Annotated in this window: 11 protein-coding genes; 4 read left to right on the top strand and 7 right to left on the bottom strand. The window is 44.7% G+C overall.

Annotated elements, in window-relative coordinates; translation table 11 throughout:
• Positions 1-28: 28 nt before the first annotated feature.
• Positions 29-925: a cation diffusion facilitator family transporter gene (locus AB6D93_RS17965; RefSeq protein ID WP_017060900.1), complete on the bottom strand. Its 897-nt coding sequence runs from the start codon at positions 923-925 to the stop codon at positions 29-31.
• A 288-nt stretch (positions 926-1213) separates the two neighbouring features.
• Here AB6D93_RS17965 and AB6D93_RS17960 point away from each other — a divergent pair, with 288 nt between their 5' ends.
• Complete coding sequence (locus AB6D93_RS17960; RefSeq protein WP_102332918.1) at positions 1214-1564, top strand: hypothetical protein; 351 nt, start codon at positions 1214-1216, stop codon at positions 1562-1564.
• Between the two features lie 34 nt (positions 1565-1598).
• On the opposite strand, the gene AB6D93_RS17955 is transcribed toward AB6D93_RS17960, so the two are convergent.
• Positions 1599-2477 carry a LysR family transcriptional regulator gene (locus AB6D93_RS17955; RefSeq protein ID WP_016797108.1) on the bottom strand — a complete coding sequence of 293 codons (879 nt, stop codon included), beginning with the start codon at positions 2475-2477 and terminating at the stop codon, positions 1599-1601.
• Between the two features lie 161 nt (positions 2478-2638).
• On the opposite strand from AB6D93_RS17955, the gene AB6D93_RS17950 reads away from it, so the two are divergent.
• The 3 genes from AB6D93_RS17950 (at position 2639) to AB6D93_RS17940 (ending at position 6092) form a co-directional block, all read left to right on the top strand.
• Positions 2639-3238: a class I SAM-dependent methyltransferase gene (locus AB6D93_RS17950; protein WP_017064785.1), complete on the top strand. Its 600-nt coding sequence runs from the start codon at positions 2639-2641 to the stop codon at positions 3236-3238.
• A 330-nt stretch (positions 3239-3568) separates the two neighbouring features.
• The gene (locus AB6D93_RS17945) at positions 3569-5134 is read left to right on the top strand and encodes a YjjI family glycine radical enzyme (protein WP_102332917.1); all 1566 of its coding nucleotides are present in this window, start codon (positions 3569-3571) and stop codon (positions 5132-5134) included.
• 43 nt (positions 5135-5177) lie between these two features.
• Positions 5178-6092 (top strand): YjjW family glycine radical enzyme activase, encoded by a 915-nt coding sequence (locus AB6D93_RS17940; protein ID WP_102332916.1) that lies wholly within the window; start codon positions 5178-5180, stop codon positions 6090-6092.
• Positions 6093-6116: 24 nt separating this feature from the next.
• Here the strand turns inward: AB6D93_RS17940 and AB6D93_RS17935 are convergent, their stop codons facing one another.
• The 5 genes from AB6D93_RS17935 to yccS all read right to left on the bottom strand — a co-directional run bounded on the left by AB6D93_RS17935 (position 6117) and on the right by yccS (position 11668).
• Positions 6117-7028 (bottom strand): LysR family transcriptional regulator, encoded by a 912-nt coding sequence (locus AB6D93_RS17935; RefSeq protein WP_102332915.1) that lies wholly within the window; start codon positions 7026-7028, stop codon positions 6117-6119.
• Between the two features lie 75 nt (positions 7029-7103).
• Positions 7104-8363, bottom strand: a complete 1260-nt coding sequence (locus tag AB6D93_RS17930; RefSeq protein WP_029235858.1) for a hydroxymethylglutaryl-CoA reductase — start codon at positions 8361-8363, stop codon at positions 7104-7106.
• A gap of 161 nt (positions 8364-8524) precedes the next feature.
• A complete protein-coding gene (locus AB6D93_RS17925; RefSeq protein ID WP_102332914.1) occupies positions 8525-8845 on the bottom strand; it encodes a hypothetical protein in 321 nt (106 codons plus the stop codon).
• A gap of 121 nt (positions 8846-8966) precedes the next feature.
• Positions 8967-9152 carry a hypothetical protein gene (locus tag AB6D93_RS17920; RefSeq protein ID WP_017064780.1) on the bottom strand — a complete coding sequence of 62 codons (186 nt, stop codon included), beginning with the start codon at positions 9150-9152 and terminating at the stop codon, positions 8967-8969.
• A gap of 332 nt (positions 9153-9484) precedes the next feature.
• Positions 9485-11668 carry a YccS family putative transporter gene (gene yccS / locus AB6D93_RS17915; RefSeq protein WP_102332913.1) on the bottom strand — a complete coding sequence of 728 codons (2184 nt, stop codon included), beginning with the start codon at positions 11666-11668 and terminating at the stop codon, positions 9485-9487.
• Positions 11669-11766: the final 98 nt, after the last annotated feature.

The following is an 11766-nucleotide window of genomic DNA, read 5'->3' as shown; positions in this document are numbered from 1 at the left end:
TTAGCTCTTGGTTCTTAACTCTCGACTCTTAACTCGCGATATTGAGATTCAGTTGAAGCTCATAAGGCATCTTCGATAAGCGTCGCTTAAGTTGGCGGCGCGTACGTTCAATATCATCGACCGCAATCGCTTGTTGGTCGTTGGTATGAATATCAACATTGATTCGTAATTCTGGACCAACCTTAGTCACACCCATCAGCTCCAAATCTTGCTCCGCTTCTTTGTCTACCGCGACAACGTTCTTATCTACCGCATCACAAATATCTTTGTTTGCCGACATCATAAGCAGTTCGCGCATCGCCTCACGTAACATGTCGAAAGGCACTTTGATGAAGTAGAAAGACATTAGCAACATCATCATTGGGTCGGCATACACTGCGTATTCTGCAAGCGGAGAAAAAGTAATTAACCAAGCCGCTACGAAACCCGCTGTTACCGCTACACTCAGTAGCGTATCCATCTGCCACTGCTTAGATTCAGCCTGAATCAGACCTGAAGAAATACGTTTGCTCTTATTCGCGATGTACCACCAAGCGTAACCACAACCCAACACGTTGAAAATACCAAACAGAGTTGCAATAGAAGCATCAACTTCACGACCACCCGTCATTAGGGCACCAATCGCAGAGTAAAGTGAATAACCAACCACAAGCAGAATCACAACGGCTTTAATCGCAATCACAATCGGCTCGATGATAGCTCGACCGAACGGGAACTCTCTATCTGAAGGGCGGTTAATGTATTTTGAAGCAGCTAGTGACAATAAAGTTAACAGTAAGCTGATAAGAGAATAGACACCGTCAAACACTATGACCAGAGAGCCAACGAGAAGACCCAACACCAATCCGCCAATTGCGAAGCCTGATGCTAAAAGGGCTGAGAACAATAGTACTCGATTTTCGTTTTGGCTTTTCCTGTCACACATAATATTTTCCAGATGTTTTTGATAACTTCATTGTTCTAATAATGAGCTAACTTTACAAACTTTATCTGATGATGTTTATATGTCTTATTTAATTCGAACATATAAATCAATAAAATTCAGTGACTTAAGGTTAGGGTTTGGTGTCAATAAAGTTGACGTTGAGTGTTTTTTGGGGATGATGTGCAACTGAAATAGGATCGTTTATGATTAATACAACACATTAGTCGCTAGGGTCTTATTGGTCTTCTAGATTTGACTGCGACTGCAATGGACAAGGAGAGAATCAATATGAAGTTTGACGATATCAGTGATAACGAGTTGTGGGTGATTGCTAACCCGATTATGGATAATCTGATGGACGGTTCAACCAAGGTCGATCATGAACAGCACTGTCGAGACTTTACTCAAAGGATGAAAGACATTGTTACGCCGGAATATTTAGAAAAGGTGTGTCACCATTATCAGCACAGTAATGGCTTTTTTGCTGAGCGAGAGCAAGTCGCGCTGTTTAGACGTTCAGACTCCATCGCTTTTGTGTGGAAACAAGCTTACACCATCGCCAAAGGCGAGTTTGTCGCCGAAATGGTAATGGTTGAAGAAGACGGACGCTACTTAGTGGATCACGTGATGGTTTTCTAGAGCAAGACTTAAGTATGGAGTAAAAGTCGTCCGTCTAGAAATCAAACAAATAATCACTAAGCTGGTCGGCCAACCAATTCATTCCTGGGTGCTCTGCCATGCCAGCCGCGGTAAACATACAGTAGTCTTCTTGTGTTAAACCGTAGGTGTGTTTGATCACGGCAAGCTCTTGTTCACGCAGTAAATGGCGAATCAATGGCTCAGGCATTACGCCCCATGCTTCTTCACGTAGAATCGTATCCAACATAAAGTCGAAGCTAGAGAAGCCAATGTAACGACGCGAGAAGGGCTCAAGCTCAGGATTATCCTTTTCATTAAGATAAACCATGGTTGCTTGCATCGAATTTCTCAGTACTTCATCAGACACTCGTCGCATCGCACTCAAATCATGTCCTTTCTTACATACAGACATCATTCGAATCTTACCAAGCGGGTTGTAGATAATTCTTGGGTCATCGACGCGTTCGTAATCGACACCAAATGCGAAGTCGACTTGCTGAGTTTCAACTAGGTTAGCTAAGTCACCGCTCGATGCGAGAACGAAGTTGAATGAGGTAGAAGGGTACTTGTTATTTAAGGCGTGAGATAAGTCCTGCCACATTTCATCGGGTAGGGAGTCATCTCGCGCTATCCAAATCTCTGCGTTGAATTCGCCCGAAACATGCAAGCAGGTTTGTTTAATACGCGCGGCTGTCACCAACATGCCTTCGCAATCTTTGTAAATCGCTTTACCCGCTTCTGAAAGCTCAACGTGGTTTCCGCTGCGGACGAACAGCTCGACATCTAACTCTTTTTCCAAGGCTTTAATCGACATGCTGAGTTTGGTTCGGTTGCATTCTAACTGGCGTGCAGCTTCAGAAACTGATCCTAAATCAGCAACGGAACAAAAGGCTTGGACTTGAGAAAGGTTCATTTCATTTCCATATTGAGCGGGGGTCGGTGCATATTATCTGAATATTGTGCTGACTATCTTAGAAATAGTCCATCTTTGCATGATAACTCTATGACGAATTGACTAATTTGGTTTACTCTGGGGAAGTTCCGAACCTACAAGAAGTAAAGATGGAGGCCATGATGGCGAAACAATGGGACGAATACGCCGTTGATTGGGATAAAGATCCCGCAACTGCAGTATTCGCACAATCCGTATTTGACCAGTTAACACAGCTCGTTGATTTAAACGGAACCCGTGTCCTTGATTTTGGTTGTGGTACAGGACTACTCAGCCAGAAAATATCTCCTTTAGCAAAAGAGATCATCGCACTTGATATCTCTGAAGGGATGATTGAAGAGTTAGATAAGAAAGAGTTACCTAACGTTGAACCGGTAGTTGATATTTTATCGCGCGGACTTGCAGCGCAGCATCCAGCATTCAGAAACCAGTTTGACCTAGTGGTAGCCTCTTCGGTGTGTGGTTTTATCCCGAACCTACAAGACACAGTCAGTCTGATTTACACGCTGCTTGAAAACGACGGTACGTTTGTACACTGGGATTGGTACTTGGAAAGCGACAGTGAAGACTACGGTGTAAGCCAACAGCGCTCAGAAAATGTATTGAGTGCAGCGGGCTTTGCAGTAGTTGAAGTCTCTACACCGTTCTCGATTGACACTCCACAAGGAGAGTTAAAGGTATTAATGGGTGTTGGACGTAAACAAGCGCTTCCAGATCTGTAATCGTGTGTATGCCTTGAGCTAGCATTCAGAATGCTCATTTAAACTACTAAACCCACATTAACGACTCTAACGTCAGTTATGTGGGTTTTCTCTTTTTGGCGCTATCGTTTTAAACAGAACGAATTAGCGCTTTCTCATTTCTTCACTACTAACTCTGGTTTCTCTATTTCTCTATTTCTCTGTTTCTCATCTCGCTCATAGAAAACTCAACACCGCTAATTTACAAATTATTTATTTCCATTTTGGAAATGTAGTCTTGCATACATTTCATTAGTGGAAATATAACGGTGAGATATAAAATAAGCCCATAACAACACTAAGGGTTTAATCATGAGCCACCAATCTGCGTCATCTACTTCTTCACCACTTTCAGAGCAACAACAACGCTTTAGCAATATCATTTCAGATGCCAACCTGTCACCAAAACAGAAGTCGAGCTATCTTGCCTTAGAAGCTGAAGCCAGCTTACCGTATATGCCGGTAAGCAAAGAAGTAGAGCAAGCCTTACAACAAGGTGTGCTGTGTGACATGTTTGAAGGGCACGCCCCATTTAAGCCGCGCTATGTACTTCCAGATTATTCTAAATACTTACATCAAGGCTCAGAGTATTTAGAGCTTAGCGCGGCAACCAACTTCGATGAAGCATTGAACATGCTTACCATCCTTTACCACCATGTTCCGTCTGTCACTTCAATTCCGGTTTACCTAGGTCAGTTGGATGATGTGTTGATGCCTTTCGTGGGCGACTTAACAGAAGAGCAGGTATACCAAAAGATTAAGCTGTTCTGGATCATGTTGGATCGCACACTGCCAGACGCCTTTATGCATGTGAATATCGGCCCGACAGACAACATTATCTGCCGTACGATTTTACGTGTAGACGCTGAATTGAAGCAGATCGCGCCAAACTTAACCTTTATGTACGACCCAGCCGTGACACCTGATGATCTACTTCGTCATGCGGCGAGCAACATCTGTGAATGCAGTAAACCACATATTGCAAACTATCCAGCGCATGCCGAGGCTTACGGCGATAAGCGTTTTGGTATTGTGAGCTGCTACAACTCTCTGCCGTTAGCGGGCGGTTCAAATACCTTGGTGCGTATGAACCTAAAGCAAGTGGCGTTGAAGTCTGAGGACAGTGCTGATTTCTTACAACAAGTACTGCCGAACTACAGTGGCATCATGGTTGAGTTGATGAACGCTCGTAGCCGCTTCTTGCATGAAGAGTCTAACTTCTTCGAAGGTTTCCTGACCAAAGAAGGCCTTATCGAAGAAGATCGCTTTGCGCCAATGTTTGGTATTTATGGCATGGCGGAAGCAGTCAACATCTTGATGGAGAAAGAGGGCCAAGCAGGGCGCTATGGTCACGATGAACAGGCAAATCAGCTTGGTCACCGTATCTCCGAAAAACTGGCTGAGATCGTTGAACGCTCTGACGTGAAGTATGGGTTAGAAGGTAAAGCTCTGCTGCATGCTCAAGGCGGTATTAGCTTAGATGAAGATGTGACGCCGGGTGTCCGTATTCCTTATGGTACCGAACCGGATCCTGTCTCTTACGTTCGTGCAACCGCGGGTCACCATAAGTTCTACACCTCGGGCATCAGTGACATTCTGACCATCGATGAAACAGTGAAATCTAACCCTGAAGCGATGTTCAACTTGTGTAAAGGTGCGATTCAAGCGGGTTACCGAGAGTTCACGGCTAATGTGGCATCAAACGATTTGGTTCGCGTGACGGGTTACATGATTAAGCTGTCAGACATTGCTAAATACGATGAGCAAGGCTCACGCACCAATACCACCTTCTTAGGTGCTGAAGCTGCGAAGAACACGGGCATATTAGAGCGTAAACCACGCGTGGCGAGTTTAGAGATGTCGCCGACATACGAATAGCTTTAACTTGTGTGATGCGTTTCGAATACGAACAATGTGAATTATGAAAATTTCTGATCTAACAACTCAAATGGCTAGGGTTAAAAATAATAAGGCAGAAAAACAAGCGAAGGTCAGCCGTGTGCTGACCTTTTCTTGTGTTGATGGCCCGGGAAACCGCTTGGTGCTGTTTCTTCAGGGCTGCAATTTTGATTGTATTACTTGCCACAACCCGCACACAATCAATCACTGTAACCATTGTGGAGATTGTGTGAGTGGCTGTCCAAGCCGTGCTTTAAGCATGGTTGATGGCAAAGTGAAGTGGGACCCAGCAGCTTGCACCAACTGCGATAAGTGCATTGATATCTGCGACCATAAGTCGAGCCCGAAAATTACCACAATGACGGTCTCAGAGGTTCTGGAGCTTGTCAGGCATAATCAGTTTTTCTTGAGTGGCATTACCGTTTCTGGCGGTGAAGCGACCATGCAGTTGCCGTTTATCATAGAGCTGTTTCAAGCGATTAAACGTGATCCACAGTTAGCGCATCTCACGTGTTTTATTGATAGTAATGGTTCGCTGTCACTTCAAGGGTGGGACAAGGTGTTGCCTTATCTTGATGGCGCGATGATTGACCTAAAATCATGGCAATCGGAAACACATCAATGGTTAGTGGGTAGAGGTAATCATAGGGTGTTTGAAACCATTAACTACTTAGCAGATAAAGGAAAACTGCACGAAGTTAGGTTGCTACATATCCCAAATAAAAGCGATCTTGAGGACGAAATTGAACAAGTGGGGCGTTACTTGAAGACTCTACCAAGTGATGTTCGAATTCGACTGAATGCGTTTCAACATCATGGTGTCATTGGCGAAGCGTTAGATTGGCCGAAATGCAACGAACAACAGATGCAGAGCTTTCACGATAAGCTATACACCATAGTCCAAAGACCGATGCAAACCCCTGAGGTTTATACCTAACCTCTATGTTGCTTAGGCGGTCAATCAGGCTTCTAAAAACAGGTCACACAACCACTTGATCGCTTGATCATTCATGTTGGGCTTGTTCCATACCAAGCTATACGCCACCTTACCGTAATCAAAAGGCAAGGGCTTGCTCACTAAGCCCTGAGCTTGCTTAGCACGCTCAGCCCACTGTTTAGAGCAAGTGAACAGGAAAGGCGTGTGGTGACACAACACAGCCGCAGCGCCGAAGTCCGCGACCGATATTGCCATCTCTCTTGGTTGGTGGCATTGAACCAAGTTTTGTTCAAAGTAAGGCTGAGACAGTTCGTTATCTAAAATCCCAATGTGCTTGTAATCTAAGTAGCCTTCTACCGTCAGTTCTTGCTGAGCGAGAGGGTGGTGTGCGCCCATCAAACAAACCATTTCATCTGGAAGAATTGTTTCCCAAACCAGCTCTTTGTTATCGGTCGGCGGCTGAGATATATCATGAGGCAACAAGATCAAATTGACCTTGCCACTGAGTAAAGCATCGAAGCCGAGCTGTTGTTTCGAATAGATGTTGAGCTTCGCGTTTGGCGCGAGCTCAGTGGTAATTTTACTGATCTTTGAGGCAAATACTTCGAAAGTACTTTCACGCATCGAAAGTGAAAAACTGCCTTGGTATTCTTGAGGGGTAAAACTCTTCTGATGAAGCAGTCCGTTCATGCTTGAAAGAATCGCGTGAACAGTCGGAGCTATCTGCAAAGCAAATGGCGTCGGGATCAGCTTGGTGCCATCTCGATAGAACAGTTCGTCATTAAGTATGTCACGTAGTTGAGACAAGGTTTTGCTCACACTCGAAGGGCTTACACAGAGTTGTTCTGAGGTTTGAGTAACGCTGTGGGTGTTCAGCATAATATGAAGCGCAGTGAGGTGCTTAAGGCTCACTCTAGATAAGTGTAAGTAATCCATTTATGACTCATACATTGAGAATGGCTTGATATTTGGCGCAACACACAAAACAACAAGCCAATCTGACAAAGGTTATTAACGAGCTAGTTTATGGTGCGCTCGTGAAAAGTGGCCAGCACAAAACGCACCGACAATCGATAGTTCACCCGCTAAACACAGTGCAGCACAAACTTCAGCTAGGGCTTGTGATTTACCGTTACCATGCAGCCCAAGTAAATCTAAACAGGCTTTTTGACTTGGCAAGCCGGTACCACCGCCGACAGTCCCAACCATTAAGTTAGGCAGTGTGACGCTCGCGTATAAACCGCCTTCTTTGTTGAGTTCCATACGCGTCATACCAATCGCTGACTCTGCGACACAGGCCGCGTCTTGGCCACAAGCGATATAGAGTGCCGCCAACGCATTCGCATAATGGGCATTGATACCGATAGTACCACTCAAAGCGCCACCGACTGTGGTCATTTGGCCAAACTGGACCATCTTCTCTGGTGTCGTGTGTAGGTACTTCGCGACAAGCTCTGCAGGGATATTAACCTCAGCAGTTACCTTTTTGCCACGAACGCTGCGCAAGGTTTGGGTATTGGCTTTCTTATCGCCTGACAAGTTGCCATCAAGGAAAGCGTGGTCAGGCTTAACTGGCGTATTTTCGATGATGTACTCAAACACGGCATTGGTTGCGATGGTCACCATATTCTGACCAGAAGCGTCTCCGGTTAGAAATTCGAACACCAAGTAAACATGGTTACCTTCGATGTTGATATTAATGTCGGTCAGCTTGCCGTGTGATGTTGTTGATTCTGCCAAGATCTTGAACTGGTCATACTGAGTCACAGCCCAAGCCACAAACTGTCCGGCTTCAACTAATCCTTGAAATGCAAAGCCAGGAGTACGTGTTACGCCTTCATTGAGCAACATAGCACTTGCGCCACCACAAGCCGTAATCAGCTTAGAACCACGGTTATAAGACGCGACAAGCGCAGCTTCTGTGGTCGCGAGTGGTACGAGGTAATCGCCCGTAGCAAATAGGCCATTGACTCTTAAAGGGCCAGATATTCCCACAGGGACTTTAACGGTGCCAATAAAGTGCTCAATGTTTTTCTCATAAGCTTGGAACTGACTTTGTGTATGAGGGTCGAGCAGTTCTTGCTGTGAATCTGCATTATCGAGCGCTGTCCAGCGACGTGTGAGATTCTTTTCTGTCAGGTAGGGGCTAGGTGTCAGCTTATTTACTGGCTTTTCAAAATGAGGCTGAAGCTTTTTTTCTAATTCGTCTGCGGAGATGTCGCCTCCTAAAATAGAAACATAGTCACGGCGATGCAGATTTAGTTTTGGCATAAATAGTATGAAGTAAAGTTTGTGCAGCAAATTGGTTTGCGCTGATTCTACCGAGTAATAAACCAGAAACAAGCGCCTGATATAATGAGTTACAGTTTGTGTGGTTGTTGAAGCAAAAAGCAGCGAAGTTTCGCGAAATATAGGCTGTATTTGAGCGAAATTTAGATATGAATGTCGAGAAGGCTACCGATGACTTCGTTTTGACGATCAACCACACTTGCACCAACGCGGTTATAACTTGCGCTTTGTGTCAGTTTAATCAAGGAATCGGTTGAAGATGAAGCAGGTTCAGGTTCTTTGTCTTTAAAGGAAATGGCTTGTTCAGGCTCTATTTGATTAAAGCTGAGATCGCTAGCTTCGAAAGTGTCGTCGGATTCTAGAGCGTGTTTGGAGGCTTGGTTGAGCTCGATTGCGGCTTCTTCAGCCATGTTGGTGGATTGCTGAATAATGGCGTAACCAGATTGAATACCAGATATCGACATATCAGAACCTTTTATTGACGTATGGAATGAGTCTAGGCGGACGATATTTTGAGCGCAATGATGAACAGATGAAATTTACGGTAAAAATGTGAACTTAAGCTAAAATAGTGATGTCTGTCTATTAACTGAACAGGTCATTTAGCGCGTTTAACTCTTCATCAGTAAGCAAAGAAGGCTTCTCTGTTTCAAGGTTGCCGTCGATCTCACCCTGAAGTGCTTTTAATTGTTGTGGGCTAAGAAGCTGTATTTGCTGCTTAAATGCTTCAAATTGCTGTGTATTCATAGTGTGACCTTTGTTCAAATTCATATGCTCTTTAGAGCATAGCCTACTGATTCAGGAAATCAAACAAGATTAAGTGAATTTTAAATGATGTTTGAAGTTTCTTGAAACTAAGACAACTATAAATTCCTGTGGTCGTTTTTTGTCCGAGAAATGTTAGGAAAAGTTAAGGCTTGGTCAATCAAAGTCAGAAAATTCCTACAATGTAAAAACGCCTTCAACCCTTGTGGCACAAGGGTAGGTAAGTAATTTCTCTACCCAATTAGGGGTATGGGTAAAGCAATGTATAAATATTTGTGATGATCAAAAGATAAGCAATTGGCGTTATCTTTTTGTTTTTACGGTATTTTGTTTGTTGCTCAAGAAGCTTCTGTTTCAAACGACTTGTCGATCTTAACCTTAACTGCAAACTTGGTCGCTAAGGTATGCAGTTCTGGAAGCATGCGATAGATCAAATGGAGCTGTTGTAGAACCATTTTGACAGAATTCTCATCTTCTTCTCGCCATTCACTCAAACGTTTATCCAGCTCCGGGTCATAAGCGTTTTTCACTTCACAATGCTCTTTATGAGAATAGAGCTGATCATTTAGAGCGTCGAGATGCTGGTGGATTACTCTGTGCGCATCTAGCACCAGTTTGTGTGTCGCTTCATCATCAATACGCGTTCTGTGAGCACCCAGAGCCGAGATATAGCTAAGCAGAGCATGATTGAGTGTTAAGAATCGGAAGCTCTCATCTTCAGAGGTACGGTACTTACCCGGTTCAACCAACATGCTACTGATCGCGGCAGTCAGGTTTGCGTCATTATTATGCGCGCTACGACGAGCGATACGATAGTTTAGGCTATCTTTCTTACCGACACGGTATTGGCCGATGATCTGAGCGAGATAGTTCTTGTTGGAATCGAGCGCATCCGCCATCACTTTGTGCAGTCGCTTCGATTGCCAATCAGGCAACACATAAATGACAGCAAGCACGGCGAGAGCACAACCAATAAAGGTATCCGCTAACCTTGGCAATACTACCGCGTAGCCTTCACCTAATTGGTTAAAGCAGAAGAGCACAAGCAGTGTGATAAAGCCGGTCGCAAACCCGTAGTTATTGATTCGAAACGCAAAGAACATCACGCCACTGATCACAATGAACACTAATTGGCTCTCTTGCGACGGGAAGAAAGTCAGTAACGGTACTCCGATCAATAAGCCTGCGACCGTGCCAATGACACGTGCCGTCAGTTTTTGACGGGTTGCACTGTAGTTTGGCTGACACACAAACAGCGTTGTCAGTAGAATCCAGTAACCTCTTTCAATATCAAACCCTTGGATAATCCCATAGCCCAGCGTCAGAGTGATCGCCATACGAATCGCGTGGCGGAATAGCATAGAATCGGTGTGCAAGTTAGCTTTGATCTTGTGCCACATTGCCGTCAAAGTATGAGGGTTGGTATCGTCCAATACACCTTCTTCAATCTTCTCTGCATCTGGGTTGCTGATATTCGAGAGCTGTTTTTCAACGGTTGCTAGGTTATTGAATAAGTAATCCAACTGATTCAGCAGTGATTTCCATTCAGGGTTGTTCTGTTGGTGCAGGTGATTGAGCGATGACATCAGCTCATCAAGTGCCAATACAGACTTGTCACCATGCTGGTATTCAGCGCCAACTTTCAATGAGCTCGCCACTTCTTTACAAGCTGTTGCCTGCGCTTCCAGTAGATACTTAAATCGAAACAACACGTCAGAGCGTTCAAAGTGTTTTGCTAGCTCTTGATAACGATAGTGGCTAGAGCTTACGCGTTCATGAATATCTTGTGCGATGAAGTAGGTGTTAAGAAATCGGTCACTAGGGCCGTCAATGTGTCCGCGCTTAGAGCGATTAAGCAGCGTCGCTTTACACATGTTGAGTGCGTTAACGGTACTCGCGTTGAGTTTGGCTTCAATGATTCGGTGTGGCTGGGGAATCAAGTCAGAAACGGGGTAGAAGAGTTCCGCTTTTGAATCGATGTAGTTACCGATTTGATCGAATACCGTGGCTAAGTTTTGCTGCACGGGTTGCATTGGCCACACTATCTGCCAAATCATCGACATGAAGTAGTACCAAGCGGCGCCAGTTAACAGTAGAAGCGGTTGAAACCAAAGGTTGGTGCTCTCGTGTGCACCAAGCATGGTATAGATGGCAACCAAGAGAGAACCAAACGCGATACTCGCGTATTTAGGGCCAATTGCCCCGAGAATGATAAAAGAGAAGGTTGAAACAAAAAGCCCGATCGCGAACAGCCAAGGCGTATCGAAGAGAAGCTCAATAGAGAAAGCCGCAACGGCGAAACAGATAAAGGTCAGCGTGAGTGCTTTCAAGCGCCCGGTAAAGCTGTCATCACTTTCCGCAAGAGCCGCAGCAATAACGCCTAAGATCAAAGGCGTGATCAGTGTGTTTTGTCCATAATACCAAGCAGGCACCACCACGCCGAGCAGAGTGATGAGAATTAATACGCTGTAATTTATGGTTTTATTCGCCCAATAGAGGCGTAATTTGGCTGAAAAGTCCACAGTCGCTCACTTGACACACTAAAAACCATAATCCTAACAGAAATCAAGCACAAGAATTTGATACTTATCCATAATTGCCCGTAGGTGGTCATGAAAGC

Origin of the sequence: Vibrio sp. 10N.247.310.23 (assembly GCF_041467155.1) — a bacterium.
GTDB lineage: Bacteria > Pseudomonadota > Gammaproteobacteria > Enterobacterales > Vibrionaceae > Vibrio > Vibrio crassostreae_C.
The sequence above is the reverse complement of the archived record's forward strand: the minus strand, read 5'-3'. Positions and strand labels throughout refer to the sequence as shown.